Origin of the sequence: Streptomyces sp. NPDC008125, assembly GCF_042957125.1 — a bacterium.
In the GTDB taxonomy this organism is placed as follows: Bacteria; Actinomycetota; Actinomycetes; order Streptomycetales; family Streptomycetaceae; genus Streptomyces.
Map to the genome: position 1 here is coordinate 65,469 of NZ_JBIBHR010000008.1, position 24,847 is coordinate 90,315.

16 protein-coding genes and 1 pseudogene are annotated in these 24,847 nt (G+C 72.5%); 6 read left to right on the forward strand and 11 right to left on the reverse strand.

What is annotated here, in order from left to right; genetic code table 11:
- Window positions 1–147: 147 nt before the first annotated feature.
- Together ACFZAX_RS15580 and ACFZAX_RS15585 are read right to left on the reverse strand one after the other, a co-directional pair.
- The gene (locus ACFZAX_RS15580) at window positions 148–1,638 is read right to left on the reverse strand and encodes a S28 family serine protease (protein ID WP_390962014.1); all 1,491 of its coding nucleotides are present in this window, start codon (window positions 1,636–1,638) and stop codon (window positions 148–150) included.
- Between the two features lie 118 nt (window positions 1,639–1,756).
- Window positions 1,757–5,539: pseudogene (locus tag ACFZAX_RS15585) on the reverse strand (ABC transporter ATP-binding protein); the annotation flags it as partial.
- Window positions 5,540–6,111: 572 nt separating this feature from the next.
- Between ACFZAX_RS15585 and ACFZAX_RS15590 the strand changes: the two are divergent.
- Complete coding sequence (locus ACFZAX_RS15590) at window positions 6,112–6,483, forward strand: hypothetical protein (protein WP_390962016.1); 372 nt, start codon at window positions 6,112–6,114, stop codon at window positions 6,481–6,483.
- 152 nt (window positions 6,484–6,635) lie between these two features.
- Here ACFZAX_RS15590 and ACFZAX_RS15595 read toward each other — a convergent pair whose 3' ends face one another.
- The 3 genes from ACFZAX_RS15595 to ACFZAX_RS15605 all read right to left on the reverse strand — a co-directional run bounded on the left by ACFZAX_RS15595 (window position 6,636) and on the right by ACFZAX_RS15605 (window position 11,158).
- Window positions 6,636–8,318, reverse strand: a complete 1,683-nt coding sequence (locus tag ACFZAX_RS15595) for a thiamine pyrophosphate-dependent enzyme (protein WP_390962017.1) — start codon at window positions 8,316–8,318, stop codon at window positions 6,636–6,638.
- Window positions 8,315–9,283, reverse strand: coding sequence for an agmatinase (gene speB / locus ACFZAX_RS15600; protein WP_390962018.1), 969 nt, complete (start codon window positions 9,281–9,283; stop codon window positions 8,315–8,317). Before speB ends, ACFZAX_RS15595 begins: the two co-directional genes overlap by 4 nt.
- 315 nt (window positions 9,284–9,598) lie before the next feature.
- Window positions 9,599–11,158: a sodium:solute symporter gene (locus ACFZAX_RS15605; protein ID WP_390962020.1), complete on the reverse strand. Its 1,560-nt coding sequence runs from the start codon at window positions 11,156–11,158 to the stop codon at window positions 9,599–9,601.
- Between the two features lie 392 nt (window positions 11,159–11,550).
- Here ACFZAX_RS15605 and ACFZAX_RS15610 point away from each other — a divergent pair, with 392 nt between their 5' ends.
- Window positions 11,551–13,086, forward strand: coding sequence for a helix-turn-helix domain-containing protein (locus ACFZAX_RS15610; protein WP_390962021.1), 1,536 nt, complete (start codon window positions 11,551–11,553; stop codon window positions 13,084–13,086).
- A gap of 290 nt (window positions 13,087–13,376) precedes the next feature.
- Here ACFZAX_RS15610 and ACFZAX_RS15615 read toward each other — a convergent pair whose 3' ends face one another.
- On the reverse strand, window positions 13,377–13,817 hold the full coding sequence (locus ACFZAX_RS15615) for a hypothetical protein (protein ID WP_390962022.1): 441 nt from the start codon (window positions 13,815–13,817) through the stop codon (window positions 13,377–13,379).
- A gap of 249 nt (window positions 13,818–14,066) precedes the next feature.
- Window positions 14,067–16,814, reverse strand: a complete 2,748-nt coding sequence (locus tag ACFZAX_RS15620; protein WP_390962023.1) for an N-acetylmuramoyl-L-alanine amidase — start codon at window positions 16,812–16,814, stop codon at window positions 14,067–14,069.
- 729 nt (window positions 16,815–17,543) lie between these two features.
- Between ACFZAX_RS15620 and ACFZAX_RS15625 the strand changes: the two genes are divergently transcribed.
- Genes ACFZAX_RS15625 through ACFZAX_RS15635 form a run of 3 tightly spaced genes read left to right on the forward strand, consistent with a single transcriptional unit; the run spans window position 17,544 to window position 20,722 of the window.
- On the forward strand, window positions 17,544–18,701 hold the full coding sequence (locus ACFZAX_RS15625; RefSeq protein ID WP_390962024.1) for an acyl-CoA dehydrogenase family protein: 1,158 nt from the start codon (window positions 17,544–17,546) through the stop codon (window positions 18,699–18,701).
- Between the two features lie 50 nt (window positions 18,702–18,751).
- Window positions 18,752–19,630, forward strand: a complete 879-nt coding sequence (locus ACFZAX_RS15630; RefSeq protein WP_390962025.1) for an acyl-CoA thioesterase domain-containing protein — start codon at window positions 18,752–18,754, stop codon at window positions 19,628–19,630.
- Between the two features lie 57 nt (window positions 19,631–19,687).
- On the forward strand, window positions 19,688–20,722 hold the full coding sequence (locus ACFZAX_RS15635; RefSeq protein WP_390962027.1) for a cation diffusion facilitator family transporter: 1,035 nt from the start codon (window positions 19,688–19,690) through the stop codon (window positions 20,720–20,722).
- A gap of 113 nt (window positions 20,723–20,835) precedes the next feature.
- Here ACFZAX_RS15635 and ACFZAX_RS15640 read toward each other — a convergent pair whose 3' ends face one another.
- Both ACFZAX_RS15640 and ACFZAX_RS15645 read right to left on the reverse strand, forming a co-directional pair.
- Window positions 20,836–21,285, reverse strand: a complete 450-nt coding sequence (locus tag ACFZAX_RS15640) for a MerR family transcriptional regulator (protein WP_390962029.1) — start codon at window positions 21,283–21,285, stop codon at window positions 20,836–20,838.
- Between the two features lie 65 nt (window positions 21,286–21,350).
- Window positions 21,351–22,382, reverse strand: a complete 1,032-nt coding sequence (locus ACFZAX_RS15645; RefSeq protein WP_390962031.1) for a zinc-binding dehydrogenase — start codon at window positions 22,380–22,382, stop codon at window positions 21,351–21,353.
- Between the two features lie 250 nt (window positions 22,383–22,632).
- On the opposite strand from ACFZAX_RS15645, the gene ACFZAX_RS15650 reads away from it, so the two are divergent.
- The gene (locus ACFZAX_RS15650) at window positions 22,633–23,226 is read left to right on the forward strand and encodes a hypothetical protein (protein WP_390962033.1); all 594 of its coding nucleotides are present in this window, start codon (window positions 22,633–22,635) and stop codon (window positions 23,224–23,226) included.
- 93 nt (window positions 23,227–23,319) lie between these two features.
- Here the strand turns inward: ACFZAX_RS15650 and ACFZAX_RS15655 are convergent, their stop codons facing one another.
- On the reverse strand, window positions 23,320–24,099 hold the full coding sequence (locus tag ACFZAX_RS15655) for a phosphatase (protein WP_390962034.1): 780 nt from the start codon (window positions 24,097–24,099) through the stop codon (window positions 23,320–23,322).
- An 81-nt stretch (window positions 24,100–24,180) separates the two neighbouring features.
- The gene (locus ACFZAX_RS15660; RefSeq protein WP_390962036.1) at window positions 24,181–24,801 is read right to left on the reverse strand and encodes a TetR family transcriptional regulator; all 621 of its coding nucleotides are present in this window, start codon (window positions 24,799–24,801) and stop codon (window positions 24,181–24,183) included.
- Window positions 24,802–24,847 lie beyond the last annotated feature (46 nt).

Consider the following 24,847-nt stretch of genomic DNA (forward strand, 5'->3'; position numbering starts at 1 on the left):
ACCCCCCCGCCGTGCGGCGCGTGCGCGGGGGGGCCCCGGGGGGGGGCCCCGCCCCCGCCCCCCCCCCGCCCCCCCCCCCCCGCCCCCCCCCCCCGGGGGGGCCCCCCCCCCCCCCGCGCCGGGTCGTGTTGCGGGAGAGCGGGTGGATCAGGGGTGCAGGGTGCGGTGCCGGTTCAGCTGGGCGTCCGGCTTGTCGAGGCGGGTGTCGTACGTCGCCAGCGGCGCCGCCTTCGCGGGGTCGGCGGCGACGGCGGCCGGGGTGACACCGGCCCAGCGCAGGATGGTCGCGGTGGCCGCCGCGCTCTCGTCGGCCACCAGACCGGCCACGTTGGAGCCGTGGTTGCCGCCGGGCTGGGTGTAGACGTAGCTGTCGCGGGAGCCCTTGCCGGGGGCGAACCGCTCGGCGCCCCACGGGTCGTTCTGCCCGTAGACGTACATCATCCGGGTGGCGTGGTGGGTGACCCAGGAGTCCACGTCCCGCATGACGCCCTTCTGGAAGGTCATCGGGATGGAACGGGGCACGAAGTCGCGCGGCGGCTGGTAGCCGTACCGGCTCAGCCTGCCGAGCCAGGGCTGCGCGATGTCGGGCGAACCGAGCTGGGTACCGGCCTGGTAGTAGTACGGCGTGTACGTTTCGAGGCCCTGGTCGGCGTAGGCCGAGAAGCCAGAGATGGCGTCGACCGAGTCCCAGATCTCCTGGTCGGTGGCGGACGTGGCGTCGGCCGGGAGGGAGGCGCAGTCGGCGACCTTGCTGTACTGCCAGAACGCCCAGACGTAGTCCATGACGACGGCCTCGTACGCCTTGTCGAGGGTGCCCACGGTGGTGAAGGTGTAGCCGTTCTCCGCCGCGTACGCCGCGTACTTCTCCTCCAGGGGCGCACGCCGGATCAGGGCCTCGCGCTGGACTGCGCTCAGCTTGTCGCGGCACTCCTTCGTACCGACCGTCTTGAAGAAGCGGTCGTACGCGGAGTCCTCGTCGTTCACCACGTCGTCCGGCGCGACGTAGGCGACGACGCCGTCCATGTCCTTCGGGTAGTAGCGCTCGTAGTAGGTCGCGGTCATGCCGCCCTTGGAGCCGCCGGTGGCCAGCCAGTTCTGGCTGTAGATCTTCTTCAGCGCGGTGAACACCCGGTGCTGGTCGCTGGCCGCCTGCCAGATGTCGAGCTTGGACCAGTCGGCGGGCTGGGGACGCGACGGGGTGAAGAACCGGTACTCCAGCGACACCTGGTTGCCGTCGACGATCCGGGTGGGCTCGCTGCGGCTCGCCGTGGTGGAGACGTTGTAGCCGCTGGTGTAGAAGACCGTGGGCCGCGAGGTGTCCTTGTGCAGCAGGGTGATCCGCTGCTGGAACGTTCCCTTGGACGGGTGGCGGTGGTCGATCGGCTGCGTGTAGTTCAGTACGAAGTAGCGGTAGCCCGCGACCGGCTTCTCCTCGATCAGGCTCATGCCCGGAATGGCGAGAACGCGGTCCTTGATGTCGACGACGTCCGCAGTCGCGGTCGCCGGCGCCCCTGCGGAGGTTCCCGCCTGCTCCACGGCCGGCTGCGCGGCGGTGGCCGCTCCGGCCGAGGCGCCTGTCGCACCGACCGTGCCGATCAGCAACGCGAGCGACAGAACACCTCTGAGCGTCTTACGCATACGCACTCCCCTGGGTTCACGACATTGGCCGTGAACCTAGCGGGAGCAACACCTGTCACGCCAGACCCGGTTGCCCCGGCGCGGCGTCCGACTGCCCGCCGCCGCGCCGGGGCTCCGCTCATACGGAGGCGGGCTCGTCCTCGCCTATGAAGGTGCGCCACAGCCGGGCGTACCGGCCCTGGAGCGCGAGGAGTTCGTCGTGCGGACCGTCCTCCACGACCCGGCCGTGCTCCATCACCACGACCCGGTCCGCGCGCGCGGCGGTGGTCAGCCGGTGGGCGACCACCAGCGTGGTGCGGCGGCCGGTGAGCCGGTCGGTGGCCTGGTTGACCAGGGCCTCACTGGCCAGGTCCAGGGAGGCGGTGGCCTCGTCGAGGAGCAGCACGTCGGGGTCGACCAGCTCGGCGCGGGCCAGGGCGATGAGCTGGCGCTGCCCGGCGGAGAGGTTGCGGCCCCGCTCCGCGACCTCGTGCAGATAGCCGCCGTCCAGCGTCGCGATCATGTCGTGCGCGCCGACCGAGCGTGCCGCCGCCTCCACGCGGGCGTCGGAGGCGTCCGGGATGCCGTAGGCGATGGCGTCGCGGACCGTACCGGGGAAGAGGTACGACTCCTGCGGGACGACTCCGAGGTGGTGGCGGTACTCCGTCATGTCGAGCCGGCGCAGGTCGGTGCCGTCCGCGGTGACCCGGCCGGACGTCGGGTCGTAGAACCGGGCGACCAGCTTGACCAGCGTGGACTTGCCGGCGCCCGTCTCGCCGACGAACGCCACGGTCTGCCCGGCCGGGATGCGCAGGTCGATGCCGGTGAGGGCCTCCTCCTCGTCCCCGTACGCGAAGGAGACGTTCTCGAACGCGATGTCGCCGCGCAGCCCGGTCAGCTCCACCGGCACGTCGGGGTCGGCGGTGGAGGTCGGCTCGCGCAGCAGCTCCTGGATGCGGCCGAGGGAGACGGTGGCCTGCTGGTAGCCGTCGAAGACCTGGGAGAGCTGCTGCACGGGTGCGAAGAACAGGTCGATGTAGAGGAGGTACGCGACGAGCGCGCCGACCATCAGCGTCCCGTCGTCGACCCGGCCCGCTCCGACGATCAGCACGGCGGCCGAGGCGACGGAGGAGAGCAGCTGGACGAACGGGAAGTACACCGAGATCAGCCACTGGCCGCGCACCCGCGCCTGCCGGTAGTGGGTGGAGCGCTCCGCGAACCGCGCCGCGCCGTCCCGCTCCCGGTTGAACGCCTGCACGATCCGCAGCCCGGAGACGGATTCCTGGAGGTCGGCGTTGACGGCACCGATCCGCTCACGGGCGAGCTGGTACGCCGCCACGCTCTTGCGGCGGAAGACGACGGTCCCGACGATCAGGAACGGCAGCACGGCGAAGACGACGAGAGCCAGCTGCACGTCCAGGACGAGCAGCACCGCCATGATCCCGAAAAAGGTGACGGCGGAGACGAACGCGGTGACCAGGCCCGTCTGCAGGAACGACGACAACGCGTCCACGTCGGTCGTCATGCGGGTCATGATCCGGCCGGTCAGCTCGCGCTCGTAGTAGTCGAGGCCGAGCCGCTGGAGCTGCGAGAAGATCTTGAGCCGCAGCGAGTACAGCACCCGCTCGCCGGTCCGGCCGGTCTTGCGGGTCTCCCCGATCTGCGCCGCCCACTGCACGACGACGGCGGCCAGCGCGAGGAGCGAGGCCGTCCAGATCGCGCCGGTCGACATCCGCGTGACGCCCGAGTCGATGCCGTGCCGGATCAGTACCGGCAGCAGCAGGCCCATCCCGGCGTCCACGGCCACCAGCGCCAGGCTGACCAGCAGCACCGGCCCGAACCCGTGCAGCAGCCTGCGCAGCCCGTACGAACCCTCCGGACGGACGGCCCGGTCCTCGTCGACGTCCGGGACGTCCGTCGCGGGCGGCAACGCCTCCACCTGGGCGAGCAGCTCCGGTGTGGCGGGCATGCCGGCGGTGGCCCGGTCGCGCTCCTGCTCCTTGCGGATCCAGAGCGCCGGGGTGATACCGCGTTCGGTGTCGAACTCCGCCTCCATCTCCTCCTGGAGCGTCCGGTCGTCCTCCAGGGGCGGAATCCGCACCGGCCGATGGCCGGGCGAGGTGCCGCCCAGCTCGTCCGGGTCGGTGAGCAGCCGCCGGTAGAGCGCGGAACGCTTCTCCAGCTCCTCGTGGGTGCCGACGTCGGAGAGGCGCCCGTCGTCCAGGACGGCGATGCGGTCGGCGAGGCCGAGGGTGGAGCGGCGGTGGGCGATGAGGAGCGTGGTGCGGCCCGCCATCACCTGGCGCAGGGTCTCGTGGATCTCGTGCTCCACGCGGGCGTCGACGGCCGAGGTGGCGTCGTCCAGGACGAGCAGCCGGGGGTCGGCGAGGATCGCGCGGGCCAGGGCGACACGCTGGCGCTGTCCGCCGGAGAGGGTGAGGCCGTGCTCGCCGACCTTGGTGTCGTACCCCTTGGGCAGATCGGCGATGAACCGGTCCGCCTGCGCGGCACGGGCGGCGGCCTCGATCTGCTCCTGGGTGGCGTCGGGACGCCCGTAGGCGATGTTGGCGCCGACGCTCTCGGAGAAGAGGAAGCTGTCCTCGGGGACGAGCCCGATGGCGGCGCGCAGGGAGCCGAGGGTCAGCTCGCGGACGTCGTGGCCGCCGACGAGGACGGCTCCGTGCGTCACGTCGTAGAAGCGCGGCAGCAGCATGGAGACGGTGGACTTGCCGCTGCCGGACGCGCCGACCAGGGCGACGGTCTCGCCGGGCGCGATGGAGAGGGAGAAGCCCTTGAGGACCGGCCGGTAGTGGGTCTCCTCGGCGTCCTCGGTCCCCTCGTCGCCCGACGTGTCCGCGCCGAGGCCGGGGTCCACCGCGGGGGCTCCCGGAGGTGTGCCGTAGCCGAAGCCCACGTTGTCGAACTCGACACCGGCCGGGGCGTCGGCCGGCAGCTCCTCGGTGCCGTCCGCGAACGTCGGCTCGGTGTCGATCAGCTCCAGCACCCGGTCCACACCGGCGCGGGCCTGCTGGCCCACGGTGAGGACCACGGCGAGCATCCGGACCGGCCCGACGAGCTGCGCGAGGTACGAGGAGAACGCGACGAACGTGCCGAGGGTGATCTGGCCCCGGGTCGCCAGCCAGCCGCCGAGCGCCAGCATCGCGACCTGCCCGAGCGCCGGCACCGCCTGGAGCGCGGGGGTGTAGCGGGCGTTCAGCCGGATGGTGCGCATCCGGCCGGCGAACAGCCGGCGGCCGACCTCGCGGAGCTTCCCGGTCTCCTGCTCCTCCTGCCCGAACCCCTTGACGACCCGGACCCCGGAGACGGCCCCGTCGACCACCCCGGCGACGGCGGCGGCCTGGCTCTGGGCGTACCAGGTGGCGGGGAAGAGGCGGGCCCGCGAGCGGCGGGCGATGAACCAGATCGCGGGTGCGACGGCGACGGCGACCAGGGTCAGCAGCGGCGAGAGCCACGCCATGATCACCAGGGAGACGAGGAAGAGCAGGATGTTCCCGATGGTCATCGGGAGCATGAAGAGCAGGCTCTGGATGAGCTGGAGGTCGCTGGTGGCCCGGCCGACGACCTGGCCGGTGGAGAGCTCGTCCTGGCGTCTGCCGTCGAGTCGGGTGATCGTCGCGTACATCTCGGTGCGGAGGTCGTGCTGTACGTCCAGGGCGAGCCGGCCGCCGTAGTAACGACGGACGAACGCCGTGACGTAGATGACGACCGCCGCCCCTATCAGCAGGCCGGTCCAGACGGCGAGCGAACGGGTGTGCGTGGTGACGACGTCGTCGATGATCACCTTCGTGATCAGCGGGACCAGGGCCATCACGGCCATCCCCGCGAGGGAGGCGCCGAGCGCGAGGATCACGTCGCGCCGGTAGCGCCAGGCGTAGCCGGCGAGGCGGCGGGCCCAGCCCTGGGGGGTGGGGGGCTGGGAGGCGGGAGGCTGGGAGGCGGGGGGCTGGTGGCCCGCGGTTTGGCCGCCAGGGGGCTGGTGGCCCGCAGCTCGGCCGCCGGGAGGCTGGTGGCCCGCGGCTCGGCCGCCGGGGGTTCCCGACTGCCCGGAGGTCGGTCCGGTGACGTCCTGTCGTCCGGTGACGTCCCGTTGTCCGGTGACGTCCTGTTGTCCGGTGACCCGTTTTCCGGAGCCTCGTTCTTCCGGTCCCCGTTGTTCCGCGCCCGCCACCGATGCCTCCCGATCGCCCTGCTGCCGCCTGCGAGCGTGCTGTCGCGTGACGCCACTCCCTCTGATCTTCCGCAACGCACCAACGCGCTGGGCTGCGGATTTCATCCCGCTGCAACAAAGGCAGGTCAATGTTCCCGAGGCGAGTCACTCGATCGGCTGAAGTCGGGGTTCGACTCCCTACGCACGTTCGATCCGCGACTACGCTGGGTAACCAAGACGGCGAGCGGCTCCAGCCGGAGAGGCGGAGTCGGGATGTCGGGTCTTCGGGAGACGAGGGCCGCGGCCGAGGGGGACGGGGAGATGCCATGAGCGGGGAGAAGCAGAGGACCGAGGCGTACCGCTGCGGTCAGGTGTACGCGGTGATCGAGGTGCTGGAGGGCCTGCGTCCGGGCGGTGGCTGCAAGCTGTCCGGGGAGAGCTGTCGCGCCGAGACCTCCGTGAAGCCCATGGGCAACCTGCGGATCGCCGTGTCCGGGGTGGGCAAGCACTACATCGAGGCGCGGCTCAAGCATCCGGTCGGTGACGTGGACAAGGTCTTCGGCATGCTGCGGGACGCCATGCCGTTGAAAAATGACTTCCCCGGCCGTCTGGAGGGCGAGGGGCCTGCGGAGTTCCTCCAGGGCCGCGAGGACCAGATAGCGCTCATCAAGAAGGAGACCGGCCTGCGCCTGCGCTGAGCACGCACGCCGGTCTCCCTCTCCCGCCCGTCTCCGGCCCGGGGGCCCGTCCGGGCGTTCCCGGTCGGCGGCCCCCGTCCAGGTTCCCGGTCGGAGGCCCCCGTCCAGGTTCCCGGTCGGCGGCCTCCGTCCGGGACGCCTCCGGCGCATGCCTACAGATGCGTCGGGGCGAACATCCTGAGCAGCGCCGGGAGCACGACCACGGACGGGCCGGGCTCGGCGAGTGCCTTCGCCAGGTCGGCGGCGAGGGCGTCCGGTGAGGTGCGGACGGCCGGGACGCCGAAGGACTCGGCGAGGGCGACGAAGTCCGGGCGGGCCAGCTCGGTGGCGGTGGCCTCGCCGAAGGCGCCCGTCATGTACTCGCGCAGGATGCCGTAGCCGCCGTCGTCGACGATCAGCCAGGTGACCGGGAGGTCGTACTGGCGGGCGGTGGCGAGCTCGGCGATGGAGTACATCGAGCCGCCGTCGCCGGAGACCGCGAGTACCGGCCGGCTCGGGTCGGCGGCGGCGGCCCCGAGGGCGGCCGGGAAGGCGTAGCCGAGACCGCCGGCGCCCTGGGCCGAGTGCATGGTGTTGGGGTGGCGGGCATCGAAGGCGGACCAGGCCCAGTAGGCCAGGATCGTCATGTCCCAGAAGCTGGGCGCGGTGTCCGGGAGCGCCTCGCGGACGGAGGCGAGGACGCGCTGTTCCAGGGTGAGGTCCTGGGCCTCGATGCGGGCCCGGACCTGCTCCAGCAGGGTCCGGACACGCCTCGGGGCGGTGGGGTCCTCGCGGGTCTCGACCGCCTCCAGGAGGTCGGCGAGGGCCTCGCGGGCGTCCGAGTGGATGCCGAGGGCGGGGTGGTTGGACTCCAGCTTCCCGGCGTCGGCCTCGATCTGGATGACCCGGCCCCGGGGGCTGAAGGTGTGGTAGTTCGAGGAGAGTTCACCGAGTCCGGAGCCGATGACGAGGAGGACGTCGGCGGACTCCAGGAAGTCGGTGGTGTGCCGGTCCTCCAGCCAGGACTGGAGCGAGAGGGGGTGCTCCCAGGGGAAGGCGCCCTTGCCGCCGAAGGTGGTGACGACCGGGGCGTCCAGCTTCTCGGCGAGGGCGAGCAGCTTGCCGCTCGCGTCGGAGCGGACGACACCACCGCCCGCGACGATCGCCGGACGTTCGGCGCGGGAGAGCAGCCGGGCTGCGGCGAGCGTCAGCTCGGGGCGCGGGTAGAGCTCGCGCGGGGTGGCGTCCATCGCGGAGACCGGCGGCAGCGTGGTCTCGGCGAGCAGCACGTCCTGCGGGATCTCGATCCAGACAGGCCCGTGCGGGGCGGTGAGGGCCGACTCCCAGGCGGCGGCGATGGCGGAGGGGATCTGCGAGGCGGTCCGCACGGTGTGGACGGACTTCACCACGTCGCGGAAGGAGGCCTTCTGGTCACGCAGTTCGTGGAGGTAGCCGTGCCGGCCGCCGCCGAGGCCGGCGGTCGGGATCTGGCTGGAGATCGCGAGGACCGGCGCGGAGGCGGCCGCCGCTTCCTGGAGGGCGGCGAGCGAGGTCAGCGCGCCGGGGCCGGTGGAGAGGAGCAGCGGGGCGACCTCTCCGGTGATGCGGCCGTAGGCGTCGGCCGCGAAGCCCGCGTTGTTCTCGACGCGGAGTCCGACGTACGAGAGGGAGGAGCGGCGCAGGGCGTCGAACATGCCGAGGGCGTGCTGGCCTGGCAGGCCGAAGACGGTGGTCGCGCCGAGTCCCTGGAGGGACTCGACGACGAGGTCACCGCCGTTGCGGCCGGGCGGCGGGTTGAGTGCGGCTTCGGCCTGGGCCTCGGTGAGGCGGGGCCGGTCGTCGTGGTCGTGGCTCACTTCGTCCGGGCCTCGGCGATCTGGCGGGACATGATCGTCGTCAGCTCGTACGCGGTGTGCGAGGCGGCGACGGCGGTGATCTCCGCGTGGTCGTACGCGGGGGCCACCTCGACCAGGTCGGCGGAGACGAGGTGGCAGGAGGAGAGGCCACGCACGATTTCGAGGAGTTCGCGGGAGGTGAGACCGCCGGCCTCGGGGGTGCCGGTGCCGGGCGCGTGGGCCGGGTCGAGCACGTCGATGTCGATGGAGATGTAGAGCGGCCGGTCGCCGATGCGTTGGCGGAGCTGGTCGGTGATCTCGTCCACGCCGCGCCGCATCACGTCGGCGGAGGTCACGATGCCGAAGCCCAGCTTGGCGTCGTCGGTGAGGTCCTGCTTGCCGTAGAGCGGGCCGCGGGTACCGACGTGCGAGAGGGCGGAGGTGTCGAGGATGCCCTCTTCGACGGCCCGGCGGAACGGGGTGCCGTGGGTGTACTCGGCGCCGAAGTAGGTGTCCCAGGTGTCCAGGTGGGCGTCGAAGTGGAGGAGGGCGACCGGGCCGTGCTTCTTGGCGACGGAACGCAGCAGCGGCAGGGCGATGGTGTGGTCGCCGCCGAGGGTCATCAGCCGGGCGCCGGTGGAGAGCAGGTCGTCGGCGGCGGCCTCGATCGTCTCGACGGCCTCGTTGATGTTGAAGGGGTTGGCCGCGATGTCACCGGCGTCGGCGACCTGCGCCAGCGCGAACGGCGAGGCGTCCTGGGCCGGGTTGTAGGGGCGCAGGAGGCGGGAGGCCTCGCGGATCGCGTTGCCGCCGAAGCGGGCGCCGGGGCGGTAGGAGACGCCGGTGTCGAAGGGCACGCCGACGACGGCGACATCGGTGGTGCCGACCTCGTCGAGCCGGGGCAGCCGGGCGAACGTCGCGGGACCGGCGTACCGGGGCACACGGGAGGAGTCGATGGGACCGCGAGGCGATTCGCTGCTGCTCATGGAGGGCCTTCCTTCGGGTCGTTCGGGTCGTTCGGGTCGTTCGGGTCGTTCGGGGTGTTCGGGTCGTTCGGGGTGTTCCGGGTGGGGGGCGTGGGTGCGGAGGTTCCGGAGCCTCCGCACCCGGGGAGTGGTGGCCCGCCCGGGTGCGGAGGTCCGGGAACCTCCGCACCGGGTGGGCCGCGGCCGCCCCCGGTGGGACGGGACCGGTGGCAGCCGTGGGTCGGCCGGTCGTGCCCGGGCTCCCGTGCGCGACCGAGGGGGCGGTCGGCGGCGGGGGCCCGGTCGAGGGGTCCGGCGCGAGTGGTCTCGTGGGTGCTACACGGTGGCCGGCTCCTGGGCGGAGCCGCCGGTGGCGGAGGCGCCCCCGTCCCGGCCCCCGCCGCGCCCGTCGCGTCCGGCCAAACGTTCCCGCCAGGCGTCGAGGACGGCGGGGTCGGTGGGCCTGGTGGCCAGCGAGACGACGACGTACACGGCGAGCGAGAGGAGCAGTCCGTAGTAGACGGGTTCATTGGCAAGGATGCCGTACACCGCCATCAGGACGACGACCGCTACCCCGCCGACGCCGACGGCGGCCAGCGCCCCGGCCGCCGTGCCCCGGCGCCACAGCAGTCCGCCGAGGATCGGCACGAGCAGTCCGGCGACGAGAAGGTTGTACGCGACGGTGAGTGCCTCGACGACGTCGTTGAGGGCGATGGCGATGAGGATGACGGCGACGCCCATGATGAGGATGAACGCACGGTTGCCCCGCACCTCGTCGTGCCCGCCCTCTTCCGCGGCTCCGCCTGTCCCTGCCCCGTCGGCGCCCGCTGCCTCCGTGACGCCCGGGGCTCCGGGCCCTCGGCCGAACGCGCCGCGCAGCCGGGACCAGATGTCGTTGTTGGCGACGGTGGCGCAGGCGATCAGCGCGCCGGAGGAGGTGGACATCACGGCGGCTAGGGCGGCGGCCAGCACGAGCCCGCGCACGCCGACCGGCAGCTCGTCCTTGACGATCGTGGCGAACGCCGAGTCGGCGCTCGGCAGCGTCGGGTACATCACCTTCGCGGCGGTGCCGATGACGGCTCCGGCGACGGCGTAGACGAGGCAGTAGGTGCCGGCGACGGTGCCGCCCCAGCGGGCCGTACGGTCACTGCGCGCGGTGAACACGCGCTGCCAGATGTCCTGGCCGATCAGCATGCCGAAGGTGTAGATCAGCACATAGGTGAAGATCGTCTCGCCGCCGATGCCGAGCGGGTCGAAGTACTCGGTGGGCAGCTTGGCCTTCATCTCGCTGAACCCGCCCGCCTTGACGACCGCGATGGGCAGCAGCAGGAGGAGCACGCCGATCGTCTTGACGACGAACTGCACCATGTCCGTGATGGTGATCGACCACATGCCGCCGAGTGTGGAGTAGGCGACGACGATCGCCCCGCCGAGCACGATGGCCACGGTCCGGTCGAGGTCGAAGATGACGTCGAAGATCGTGGCGTAGGCGATGGTCGAGGTGACGGCGAGCATGAGGGTGTACGCCCACATGACGACGCCGGAGATGATCCCGGCCCGGCCGCCGTAGCGGAGGTCCAGCATCTCGGAGACGGTGTAGACCTTCAGCCTGGCGATCCGCGCGGAGAAGAAGACGGACAGGGCGAGCAGGCCGAGGCCGATGGTGACGACCATCCACGCCCCGGAGAGGCCGTACTGATAGCCCAGGCCGACGCCGCCGATGGTGGAGGCGCCGCCGAGGACGATCGCGGCCATGGTCCCGGAGTACATCCAGGGTCCGAGCCTGCGCCCGGCCACCAGGAACTCGCTCTTGGACTTGGCGCGGCGCATGCCCCACCAGCCCATGGCGAGCATGCCGGCCAGGTAGACCACGATCACCGCGTAGTCGACAGCCATGGGCGTCCCTCCATCTCAGTCGGTCGGGTGCGCACGCCGGGTCGTTCCGCGACGCGCCGACACCGGGCGCCCAGGCGTTCCGGCGTCCCCGGCGTCCCGGCCTTCCGGGGCCGGGCAGCCTGCGAGGCTGCCGTTCCGGCAGGTGGCCCTCGGCCCCGGAGGAGTCCCGGAAGCGTTCCGGAGGCGTTCCGGAGGCGTTCCGGAGGCGTTCCGGAGGCGTTCCGGAGGCGTTCCGGAGGCGTCCCGGAGACATTCCGGACGACAGGTGTCCGTCCCGCGGGGACTTACACGTCTCGTACGTCTCGTGCGCCCTGATGACGGTAGGTGGCCCGTAGACGGTGCTGAAGTGTACGTTTCCTCCATCCTTGACGTACACGATGGAGCAATCATCCATGCCGGACTCCCCCGCAGGCCCCTTCCCGGCCCCTGAACCCGCCGGACCCGCGGGACCGACCGCCCCCGCAGCGCCCGCCGCGCCCGCAGCGCCCGCCGGGCCGCCCACGCCGCCCGTCTCCCTGGGCGCGCTGCTGGCCCGCGAGGAGCTGGGGCTGCGCAGGATCGCCGGACCCGGGCAGGCGGAGCTGCTCTGGGTGCACACCTCGGAGATGGCCGACCCGTACCCCTATCTCCTCGGCGGCGAGCTGCTGCTCAGCGCGGGCGTGCTGCTGACCGACCCGGAGTGGTACGTCTCGCGGGTGGTGGAGGCGGGCGCGGCGGCGCTGGGCTTCGGGGTGCGGCCGGTGCACGAGTCCGTACCGCCGGGGCTGGCGGAGGCGTGCGAGCGGCACGGGCTGCCACTCCTCGAGGTGCCGCCGGAGACCACGTTCACCTCGGTCGCCCGGGCGGTGTGGCAGCTGATGGCGGACGCCCGCCACCAGGAGCTGCGCCGGACGGCCCGCGCTCAGCAGGCCCTGGCGTCGGCGGCGGCCCGGCCCGATCCGGTGCCCGCGGTGCTCCACCAGTTGGCGGCCCAGCTGGGCGGGCACGCGGTGCTGCTGAGCCCCGAGGGCGGCGAGATCCACACGGCGGGCGCCCGTACCGCCCCGCCCGTGCGCACCGCGCTCTCCCGGCTGGCCCGGGTGGTCGCCCCGCAGGAGCGGCGGGCCGCTCCGGCGTCCGCCACCGAGACGGTGGACGGCACCCATCTGTCGGCGTACGCGCTGGGCGGCGGGCACGGTCTGGTGCTCGCCCTCGCCACCGGCCCCCGCGAGCCCGGCGACCACACGGTGGCCGGGATGGCCGTCGTCCTGCTCTCCCTGCTGGCCGCTCCGCACCAGGGCGCGGGCTCGGCGGACCGTTCGGCCGCGCTGGTCCGGATGCTGCTCGGCGCGGCCCCCGGGGACGTGGCACCGCTGCTCGGTTCACAGGGCCCGTGGACCGTGGTGCACGCCCGCCGCACGAGGAGCGGCGGCACCGCCCCGCTCACCGCGGGGACCCTCGGGGCTTCCCTGGGTTCGGCGCTGGTCGACACGGGCCGCCGTCCGGAGGAGGCGGTGCGCGTGCTGCTCACGGACACCGCCCGGCTGACCCCGCAGCCCGGCTGGGTGCTCGGCGCCTCCGACCCCGTACCGCTGGACGGGCTCGCGGCGGCGGACACCCGGGCGTCCCGGGCGCTGGCCCGCGCGGAGGCGACCCGTACCCCGCTCCTGCTCCACCGCGCGGACCGGGGCCTGACCGACCTGCTGACCGGCGAGGCGGCCGAGGCCCATGCCCGTACCCTGCTCGCCCCGCTGTCGGCGACGCTGCGGGAGACCCTGCGCTGCTGGTTGTCGCTGCACGGCAGCTGGGACCGTACGGCGGTGGCTCTCAAGATCCACCGCAATACGGTCCGCCAGCGCGTCGGCCGCTGCGCGGAGCTGCTGGGCACGGACCTGGACGACATGGACGTACGGACGGAGTTGTGGTTCGCCCTGCGCGTCCTCGGGTGACGCGGAAGCGGGGCGGCGACGTGGGGCGGGGCGGTCGGTACGCCGGCCCGGGTGCGGACCGGACGGTCGTCGTCGGGCAGGTCCGTGGTGCCGGCGACCCGTGGGAGCGGTTCCCCGCACGCGCGGGCCCTCGCGTCGGCCGTCCGGGACGAAGAGCGGGACCGGGCCCGGGAGTTCGGCCTCCCCGGCGCATCCTGGACGGCGTACCCGTGCTCATCGGCGCAGGCGCGTCCCGGACCGGGCCCGGCGGACCGTGACCAGCCGCGTGAGGGCCGGGAGCCGCCCCGCCCTCAGCGGGTCGGCTCGGCCGTCGGCGAGGGCTCCGCGACGGTGAGCGCCATCTTCACCAGCAGTCCGGACCGGTTGACCAGCAGCACCGGGACGTCGTCCTCGTAGAAGCGGAGGGCGCCGATGGTCCCCTCGGTACGGGCATGGCGGGCGAGCCGCTCGGCCAGGGCGTCGAGGTCGGGCAGCGACTCGGCGTGCACCTCCTGGCGGGCGGTGAGCGACCACCCGCCGCTCGTCCGCGCCAACTCCCCCACCAGCACTCCCCCGACCCGCGCCGCGGGTCCGCGCCCCGCCAGCAGGGGATACGTCCCCGCGACCCCGGACTCGCCGTACTCGGCCCCGTCCGCCCGTGCCCCGAGATGCCACTGCAGATCCGTCAGCACCGGGACGGGGGCGGAGGACGTGAGGTCGAGGCAGAAGTCCACCACGTACATGTCACTCATGGCGTCAGCGTACGGGCGGCGGCGCCCGCGCCCGGACGCACGGCGGGAGGGGTGGGCGCGGCGAAGAACGCTCGCCGCACCCACCCCTCCCGCCTTCTCCGGCTACCGCCTCCGTCACGCACGGAAGCAGCCGGTGAGGTCCGCCACGTCACGCACGGAAGCAGCCGGTGAGCTCCGCTACGTCACGCACGGAAGCAGCCGGTGAGGTCCGCTACGTCACGCACGGAAGCAGCCGGTGAGTCCGCTGCGTCACTTGCGGAAGTAGCCGGTGATGTCCGCGACCAGGTCGACGCTGCCCGCGTTGTTGTAGAAGCTGACCTTGCCGTTCACCACCGGCACGATCACCAGGTTCGGAACGGTCTGCCCCGCCACGACGTTCAGGTTCGACGCGCTCGTGCGGGTCGTCCCGTCCGGGTAGACCGACACGTAGCTCAGGGCGGTCGGGTCGGTCGCCGTCACGTTCAGCACCACGGCCGTGACACCCGTCGCCGGGACCCCGTTGACGCCCGCGACCTGAAGGGTCACCACGCCCGCCGGGCCGACCTTGGCCTTCGGCACTCCCAGTCCCGACCGTGTGTCCATCACGCGCTTCGGGCCGAGGTTGATGTGCGAGGCGCCCTCGCCACCGGAGGTGAAGTAGCCGGTGATGTCCGCGACCAGATCGAGGCTGCCCGCGTTGTTGTAGAAGCTGACCTTGCCGTTCACCACCGGCACGATCACCAGGTTCGGCGCGACCTGGCCCTCCACGACGTTCAGGTTCGACGCGCTCGTGCGGGTCGTCCCGTCCGGGTAGACCGACACGTAGGTCAGGTCGGTCACGTTGGTCGCCGTCACGTTGAGCACGACCGCCGTGACGTTCTCCGCCGGAACGCCGTTGGCGCCGGCGACCTGGAGGGTCACCACGCCCTTCGCGCCGACCTTCGCCTTCGGCACCCCGAGACCGGAGCGGGTGTCCATCACCCGTTCGGGGCCGAGGTTGACGTGGGTGGACCCCTCACCGGTGGTGCTGAAGTAGCCGGTGATGTCGGCGACCAGATCGACGGTGCCGGCGTTGTTGTAGAAGTCCACCTTGCCGTTCACCACCGGCACGATCACCAGGTTCGGGACCGTCAGCCCCTCCACGACGTTCAGGTTCGACGCGCTCGTGCGGGTCGTCCCGTTCGGGTAGACCGAGACGTAACTCAGCTCGGTCGGGGCGGTCGCGGTCACGTTGAGCACCACGGCCCCCACACCGGTGGCCGGGACTCCGGCGGTACCGGTCACCTGGAGGGTCACCACGCCCTTCGCGCCGACCTTCGCCTTCGGCACACCCAGTCCGGACCGCGTGTCCATGACCCGCTGCGGGGTGACGGGCACGAAGGTCTTCGGGGCGGGAACGTTCACGTTCACCGCCGCGGTCGTGGTGGTCGCACCCGACTGGTGGTACGCCTTCACGGCCAGCTTGTGGATGCCCGGCACCGTGAGCGTCGTCGCGGCGGTACGCGCGGCGGGGGCCGTGGTCGCCACCGGCCGACCGTCGGCCAACAGCTCGAACTTGCTGATCAGCGACGAGGGCGTGCTGGTCGACCAGTTCACCGACACGGGGCCCGGGGTCTCGTAACCGGCGTCCACGGCGAAGGCGCCGCCACCGACCGAGGAGACCTTGAGGTTCTGGACGGGACCGGCCGCGAGCGTCCGGATGGCCGGGAGCTGCGGGTAGAGCTTGGCTCCCGGGCACTCGGTGTTGAAGCCGTCCCGGTGGCCGGAGATCTGGTTGAACGTGTACGACTGCCCGGCGACGAACGCCTGGCCCGCGTAGTTCGTCTGCGTGGCGCCGGCGACCAGCGAGGTGGTGCCCGCCGGGTTGCCGCCGTACTGGCCGAGCTTGTACGCGGCCACCCGCGCGGTCGCCTCCAGCGCGGCGCTCGACGCGGCGGTGTTCGTGTAGTCACCGATGATCGCGACGCTGGTGGACTCGCTGTTGAAGCCGTAGGTGTGCGCGCCCATGACGGGCTGGTCGATGCCGCCCTGACGACCCTCGAAGATCGTCCCGCACTTGTCGACCAGGAAGTTGTATCCGAGGTCGCGCCAGCCGTTGGTCTTCACGTGGTAGACGTGGATGGCCCGCACGATGGCCGCCGAGTCCGCGCAGTTGTAGTCGGCGTCGGTGGTGTGGTGGACGAAGACCGCCTTGATGACGCCCTTCTCCAGGTAGATGGGCCCCTCGTCGTCCAGCGACTCGTCGGCCCCCCACTCGGCGCGGGTGACGACCGGCGGCTGCGGAACCGTGGACGGCGGCCCCGGCTCGATCTCGGCGGCCTCCCGCGCGGCGGCGGACGTGCCGGTGGCGGACGTGCCGGTGGCGGACGTGCCGGTGGCGGCGGAGAACACTGCGGGCTCGACGCCCGCGACGTCACTTCCCGCCGCGGCGGTCCCGGACGCACTGGTCCCGGACGCGCCGGCCCCCGAGGCACTGGTCCCCGCGTCGAGGTCCGGGTCGACCATGTCGAGCCGGAGGCCGGCCGGCAGGACGCCCGCGGACGCCCCGTCGCTCACCCGCACCTCGGCACCGTTCGAACGCCCCACCCAGACGGGCTCCGTGGATCCGCGCTCCGCGGGACGCACGCCGTCGAGGCCGGGCGCGTACGGCTCCAGCGTGATCCAGTCCGACCACGCCCCCGTCTCCGCGCTCCGGGTACGGGCCTCGATCGTGCCCTTTATCGCGGCTCCGGCGTCGGGCCAGGACACGCCCAGCAGCCCGAACGGCTCGGTCGTACGCCGCGAGAGGGTGGCCTTCCGCCGGCCGTCGGCCGTCAGGGCGAGCTTGTGCACCTCGCTCCTGACCGGCCCGTCGGCCCGCGCTCCGGCGGTGTACGTGCCCGTACCGCCGGTCCGAGCCTGCGGGGCGGCAGGTGCCACCGCCGCGGTCCGTGCTTCTGCGGCGACGGCACCGGTCGAAACGCCCTGAAGTCCCAGCGCGGCCAGAACTCCGAGCGCGACGGCAGCCGTGCCGCTCACTCGTTTCGGTCTCAATTTTCCCCCTGAATGAACAGAACATCACCGAACGGCGAAATAATACAGATCTCTCCACGAATCACGCCGAAGGGGTTACGAATGTTCCGGCCATTCCCGGAATGATTCATTCCCTTTCATGGACGGACGGAGCGCCGACGCCCGGACGTCGGACGACGGGACCGCGCGGACAACTCGAACCCACCACCGGCTGAACGGAACACGACCAGCCGGTACCTTCCGGTTCCACTTTCCGGCCCCCTTCCGGGACCTACCTTCCGGACACTGCGGCAATTTCCTGGAATTGCCACCCATTTCGCAAGGCTGTCGCACGTGCGCAGAAATGCCGACATACCGATATCGGTGGACCGGGCCCGTTCCACAATCCCCACGGCCTCACCGGCGGGGCGAGAATTCCCGGCGCGGCACACCAGGGACGCACCCGAGAAAGCGCCTGAGGAAGCACCCGGGGAACAGGGGTACCCGACGGTGCGCCACGGGCGGAGGATCGCCTCGCGGAGTGGGGGGCATCACCCTGGACAGCTCCGTGACCGCCGGGTAACTTCGGAGACCACTGAGCAAGCGCTTAGGTGACGCCCGGCGGCACATGGCCGGGGCCCCGGCGTCAGGGACGGCGCCGGCACGGCACCTGACCACGGCAACGGCACGGCACCTGACCACGCTCACTGAACGACCGGCCCACCGAACCCAGGCACCCGACCAAGGAGGCACCCCGTGCGCCGTACGGTATTCAACGAGGACCACGAGGCGTTCCGGGACACGATCCGCGCCTTCATCGAGGCCGAGGTCGTCCCCGTGTACGACGAGTGGTTCACGTCCGGTCTGGTGCCGCGCGACTTCTACTACAAGCTGGCCGAGCTGGGCATCTTCGGCATCGAGGTGGACGAGGAGTACGGCGGCGCCGGCATCGAGTCGTTCAAGTTCGAAGCGATCATCTCCGAGGAGACCGCCCGCGCGGCCGTGTCCTTCGGCGGCTCCGGCGTGCACGTGCTGCTCTGCCTGCCCTACCTCAAGGCGTACGCCACGAAGGAGCAGAAGGAGCGCTGGCTGCCTGACTTCGTGACCGGCAGGACGATGTACGCCATCGCCATGACCGAGCCGGGCACCGGCTCCGACCTGGCCGGCATGAAGACGACCGCGAAGCTCTCCGAGGACGGCACGCATTACGTCCTCAACGGCGCCAAGACCTTCATCACCGGCGGCGTGCACGCGGACCGCGTGATCGTCTGTGCCCGTACGGACGCTCCGAAGGCCGACGACCGCCGCCACGGCATCTCGCTGCTGGTGGTCGACACCAAGGCCGAGGGCTACTCGGTCGGCCGCAAGCTCGACAAGCTGGGCCTGCGCACCTCGGACACCGCCGAACTGTCGTTCGTGGACGTGAAGGTCCCGGTCGAGGACCTGCTCGGCGAGGAGAACAAGGGCTTCTCCTACCTCGGCCAGAACCTCCCGCAGGAGCGCCTGGGCATCGCGGTCAACGCGTACTCGCAGGCCAAGGCCGCCGTCCGGTTCGCCCAGCAATACGTGTCGGAGCGCACCGTCTTCGGCAAGCCGGTCGCCGCTTTCCAGAACACCAAGTTCGAACTGGCCGCCTGCCAGGCCGAGGTGGACGCCGCCGAGGCCGTCGTGGACCGGGCGATCGAGGCCCTGGACGCCAAGGAGCTCACCGCCGCCGAGGCCGCCTCCGCCAAGCTGTTCTGCACCGAGGTCGCCCACCGGGTGATCGACAAGTGCCTCCAGCTGCACGGCGGTTACGGCTACATGAACGAGTACCCGATCGCACGCCTGTACGCCGACAACCGCGTCAACCGCATCTACGGTGGTACCAGCGAGGTCATGAAGTCCATCATCGCCAAGTCCATGGGCCTGTAAGGCACTCGGACGCACGGGCCCGAACGATCCAGGACGGCTACGTTCCTCCCATGAGCGAAGCACTTGATTCCCTGCTCGATCTGCTCGACCTGGAGCGGATCGAGCGGGACATCTTCCGGGGCGCCAGCCGCTCGGCGGTGGTGCCCCGGGTGTTCGGCGGCCAGGTCGCGGCGCAGGCGCTGGTCGCGGCCGGCCGGACCGTGCCCGACGGCTGCCGGGCGCACTCCCTCCACGCGTACTTCCTGCGGATGGGCGACCCCGGCGCGCCGATCGTCTACAGCGTCGACCGCATCCGCGACGGCCGGTCCTTCACCACCCGCCGGGTCGTCGCGGTGCAGCACGGGCAGCCGATCTTCCACCTCTCCGCGTCCTTCCAGACGTACGAGGAGGGGCTGGAGCACCAGGTCACCGTGCCGGACGCCCCTGACCCGGAGACCCTGCCGACGGCCGCCGAGATGATGCCCCGGTACGCCGACCGCTTCACCGACCCCGGGATGATCGACCGGGTGCTGGAGGCGCGCGCGGCGGTGGACCTGCGGTACGTGGAGGAGCCGCCGTTCGCCACCGCCGGGCAGCCGCGCGAGCCCCGCTCGCAGGTGTGGTTCCGCACCCGGGGCAAGCTCGCCGACGACCCGCTGCTGCACGTCTGCCTGGCGACGTACGTCTCCGACATGACGTTGCTCGACTCCGTGCTGCTGGCCCACGGGCGCGGCGGCTGGGCGGTCGGCGACGTGGTCGGCGCGAGCCTGGACCACGCGATGTGGTTCCACCGGCCGTTCCGGGCGGACGAGTGGCTGCTGTACGACCAGGAGTCCCCCACCTCGTCCGGCGGGCGCGGACTCGGCCAGGCCCGGATCTGGACGCAGGACGGGCGCCTCGCGATCACCGTGATCCAGGAGGGCCTGATCCGCGCCCCGCGCGGTCGGTGAGGCGCACGGTCACGCCGGTACGGAGTGTCCGGCCGCATCGCGGACATACTCGCCACCATGAGTGCCGACCCCGCGAAGAGCCCCGAGAACCCCCAGGACCCGAAGACTCCCGGGAGTCCCGAGCACGCCGCCCGTCCCGAGAAGTCCGAAGAGTCCACGGCCACCGTCGTGGTCGCGGCGGCCGCCAACCTCGGCATCGCCGTGGCGAAGGCGGTCGCGGGCCTGATCAGCGGTTCGAGCGCGATGCTCTCGGAGGCCGCGCACTCGGTCGCCGACACCGTCACCGAGGTCATGCTCCTCACCGCCCTCAAGCGCAGCGAGAAGCCGGCCGACGAGGAACACCCGCTGGGGTACGGCCCCGAGCGCTACATCTGGGCGATGCTCGCCTCGATCGCCACCTTCGTCGGCGGCGCGGTGTTCTCGGTCTACGACGGGGTGCACACCCTCGTGCAGGGCGAGGAGCTGGGCGACCCTCTCGTCTCGTACATCGTGCTGGCCGTCGCCTTCCTGCTGGAGGGTTTCTCCCTGCGGACGGGCGTGAAACAGGTGCGCCGCGAGGCCGCCCGGCTGCACGCCCCCGCCGCCCACTATCTGCGGCACACCCCGGACACGGCGGTGAAGGCCGTGGTCATGGAGGACTCGGCGGCGCTGGCCGGGCTGGTCCTCGCGGCGGGCGGCCTGCTCGGCGGACAGCTGACCGGCTCCGGGACGTGGGACGGGATCGCGTCCGTGCTGATCGGCCTCCTCCTGGTGTACGTGGCCTGGGTGCTGGGCCGGTCCAACGCGCAACTGCTCATCGGCCGACCGCTGCCCGGGGCGATGCGGGCCGGAGTCCGGGCCGAACTCCTCACCGTGCCGAACATCGTCCAGGTGCTGGAGCTGACCACTCTGATCCAGGGGCCGACGGAGATCCTGATCGCCGCGAAGATCGACTTCCGCGACCTGGCGAGCGCCGCCGACGTGGAGTGGGCCTGTGAGCGGGCCGAGCGGCAACTGCGGGAGCGTTTCCCGTCCGTGAAGCGGGTGTACCTGGACCCGACACCGGGCCCGGAGCAGCGGCGGGAGCGGGAGGAGGGCGCGTCAGCGGGGTGAGCGGGGCCGTCCCTGCCGGGTGTGCCCGATGAGATGCGCGGGCGACCGGCAGCACCGCCCTACTCCAGTGCCGGACCATGACGGCACCGTCCCTCTCCCGTCCATCTCCCGGATCACGTGCGTCCGCCGACTCGACGGACTCCGGTCGACGTCCCCGACGGGCTCACCGCCTGACGGGCCCCCTCGGAAGGTGCGTCCGCCCCCTCCCCCGACACCTTCCGTGCCAGCGCCTCGCGCAGTCCGGTGAGGCGGGCGATCTCCGCGTCGAGGGCGGCGAGCCGTTGGCCGACGACTCCGGGCGATCCCGGCTCGGTGGAGGTGCAGCGCACCGGCCGGCCCGAGGTCAGCAGGTGGAGGCGGTCGGCGCAGGCGTGTACGTCCGCCACGGTGAACCCGGCGGCGAGCAGCTCCCGGACGACGCGGACCCGGGCGATGTCCTCGGAGTCGTACTCCCGTTGGCCGGAGGAGGTCCGGGCGGGCGGGTTGAGCAGGCCGCGCTGCTCGTAGAAACGCAGGGCCCGCGGGGTCGTCCCCGCCGCCGCTGCCGCGTCCCCGATCCGCATCCCGCACCGCCCCCGTCGCCACCGGTCCTCGGGGGCACGCGCATCGCCCCCCGTATCGCATCCCGTCAGGAGAAGACTTCCACCACGGCCCCGCCGAAATGCCTCCCCTCGACGAGTTGCTGGAAGGCGAGCGGGGCGCTCTCCAGCCCCGCGACGGCGGTGTACGGGAAACGGATGGCGCCCGAGCGCAGCCAGGCGCCGAACCGCCGGGTCCACTCCGCGTCGACGTCCGGGTGGTCGCCACCGGTGTAGCCGCGTACCGAGACACCCTTCACGATCAGCCGGTAGGTGTCGATCTCGGCGGGTGCGCTGCCTCCGCCGCGCCGGGCGTCCAGCTGTCCGGAGAGCGCTCCGACCAGGGCGAACCGGGCGCCCGGCCGGGCCGCGTCCACCGCCGCCGTGAGCTGTTCGCCGCCGACGAGGTCCAGCAGCACGTCGATGCCCCCGGGCGCCGCCCCGGCCAGCTGCCCGGCGAAGTCCGCGGTGCCGCGCACCACGACGGCGTCGTAACCGAGCTCGGCCACCAGGCGCTCGGCCTTGGCGGGCGAGCCGGTGGTACCGACGACCCGGGCCGCGCCCAGCAGCCGGGCGATCTGCCCGGCGAGGGTGCCGACCGCCCCGGCCGCCCCCGTGACGAGCACGGTGTCGCCGGGGCGGACTCCGGCGAGCCGGGTCAGCGCCCCGTACGCCGAGGAGCCCTGGGCGAGGTGAGCGACCGGGTCGGGGAGTTCGTCACCGAGCGGCAGCACCTGTTCGACGGGCAGGACGGCGTACTCCCGCCAGCCGAGCAGATGCGTCACCCGGTCGCCCGGCCGCAGCGGGCCGCCGTCCGGCGCGGAGACGACCTCGCCCACCGCCGGCCCGATGACGGTGTCGCCGCCGCGCAGCGGGGGCAGCGGGACCCCGTCGTTCTCGGTGCCCATCAGGGTGCGCAGTCCGGCGAAGAGGGCGAAGTGGCTGTTGCGGACCAGCACGTCGCCGGGACCGGGTCGTGGGATCGGGGTCTCGGCGAGGGTGAAGTGCTTGGCCTCGGGCAGCCCGTCGGGCGTCACGGCGAGGCGGATCTCGCGGGAGGTACGGGGCAGGTCTGCGGACATCGCGGGCTCCTGGCGTTCGCGGGTCGGCGGGCGGCGGGGCGCACCCGTCGCCCAACGGGTGGGCGGACGCTAGCCCTTGACCCGCGCGTCAGGGTCAAGTCCGGTGGAGGGACCCAGCGGGGTTCCCCGGATCGGTGCAGGTCAGGCATGCTGAGCCGGTCAGCCCACGCCCGGTTCCGGCATCAGCCGCGAGGCTCCCGTCCGTACCGTGGGGCGCCCGCCTCCGACAGAACGAGAGCGAACAAACGCCATGGCCACGGACCTGATCGAAGTCCCGTACGCGCTGACCCTCTCCACACGGGCCGACGGGGTCGTGCGGGCCCGTGTGCGCGGCACCCGGTTCCGGGCAGCGGTCGCTCTGCTGGTCGTGTGCGCGGCGCCGGCCCTCTACCTCTGGCGGGGAGAGGGGTGGTGGTCGAGCGGAGGAACGGGCGTGCACACGAAGGGGGCGACCGTGGAAGCGCTGCTTGCCATAGGCGTGTGCACAAGCTTCCTGTGGCGTCATTACTGCGCTTCGCGCGTCGTCTTCTCCGCCACGTCCGTTCTCGTGGTCGAGAGTCTCGCGCGCGTCAGGGTCCCCCTCTCCCGCGTCGAAGGGTTCCACCAGAGCGAGGGGGACGCGACGGTGTGGATGCGCGTCCGGGGAGCCACGACGGCCATCGGCCTCTTCCGCCCGCAAGGCGCCCCGGGCTCCGCCGACTGGCTCAACGCCATGCTCCCCGAGGAGCTCCCGGAGGCGGTGGCGGACGTCCCCGAGGCCGAGCGGAGAAGGTACGTCGCCGTCTCCGATCTGGCGCTCCTCGCCTCCCTCGGGATCGCCGCCTACGTGCTGCTCGCGTGGTGACCCGAATCGCGCGGCGCTTCCCGGACTCCCCGCCGACGCGGACACGCCCGCCCCTCGCCCGGCCCGCGACGCCCTTCAGCCGCCCAGGAACCCTCAGGCCAGCCCCGCCGCTCCCAGCAGGTACTCCGTCAGCGGGTCGTAGTGGCGCGGGTCGGGCACGTTGTCGTCCAGCGGGACGGTGACCAGGAGGGAGCCCTCGGCCTCGCCGAGGAAGAGGGCGGGGTCGTTGCAGTCGGCGTAGCCGATGGCGTCGAGTCCGCGTCCGCCCGCGCAGCCGGCCCAGCCGTGGTCGGCGAGCACCAGGTCCGGCCGGGGGCGGCCCTCGCGTTCCAGGCCGTCCAGGATGGCGGCCATCGGGGCCGGGGAGTGGGTGTGCCAGAGGGACGCGCCGTGTTCCAGCACCGCGACCCCCGCGAACTGGACGACGTTGCCCTCGTCGGCGCGCAGCCCGGCCGGGACGGTGATGATCTCGCAGCCCGCCGCGCGGAGCGCGTCCGCCGTCCTGCGGTGCACGTCGAGGAGGCCGCCGGGGTGGCCGGTGGCGACGAGCACGCTCTCGGTGTCCGCCACCGCCTTCCGCAGGCGTTCCGCCATCCGGTCGAGTGCGTCGACGGTCAGTTCGGGGTCGATGGTGTCCTGGCCGAAGCGGTGGGCCGGGTCGTCGATGACCCCGCAGCGCTCCGCCATGACGGCGAGGACGTCCTGTTCGTCGGTCCAGCGGTCGCCGAGTTCCAGCCCGAGCCAGTAGTGGCGGTCTCCGTTGGCGAGCGCCCGGTAGTGCGCGAGGTTGTTGTCGCGGGGCGTGGCCACGTCGCCGGCGATGCGGGTACGGACGAGGTGGTCGGTGAGTTCGGCGCGGCTGGGTATCGGCATGGCGCCCATTCTGCCGTCACCGGTGCGCGCCGCGCCCGGCATCCCGTACCCCGGAACCCGCGCGGGGGCGCGGCCGGGTGCTCAGCGCCCGTCGGCCGCCGCCGCGAAGGCGCCCCTGGCCAGCCGGTGCAGCAGCTTCGCGGTCGCGGCGCGGTCCGGGAGGGCCTCGGGGCGGGCGAGGCGCGGGGTGGAGTTCAGCAGGCCGAAGACGGCGTGCACGGTGACGCGGGCCTCGGCCTCGGTGAGGGCGGGGTAGCGGGTGCGGGCGACGGAGACCCAGATCTCGACGTACTCGCGCTGGAGGCGGCGGACCCGCTTGCGGTCGGTGTCACGCAGGCGGTCCAGCTCGCGGTCGTGCAGGGTGATCAGGGGGCGGTCGTCGAGGGCGAAGTCGATGTGGCCCTCGATGAGCGCGTCCAGCAGCGCGTCCGGGGAGCTCTCCGGTGCGGCGGCGTCCTCCTCGACGCGCAGCCGGCCGCCGGTGAGGAGGCGCTCGCTGATGCCGACCAGCAGCTCGGAGAGCATCGCGTCCTTGCCGGGGAAGTGCCGGTAGAGGCCGGGGCCGCTGATGCCCACGGCGGCACCTATCTCGTCGACACCGACGCCGTGGAAGCCGCGCTCGGCGAAGAGGAGTGCGGCCTCCCGGAGGATCTGCTCGCGGCGGGTGGGCCCCGCGACGCGGGCGGTGGCATGGGTGCTCATGGGGATTCATTCTAGACAGGGCCGTTAGCGCTCGTTAACCTGAGGC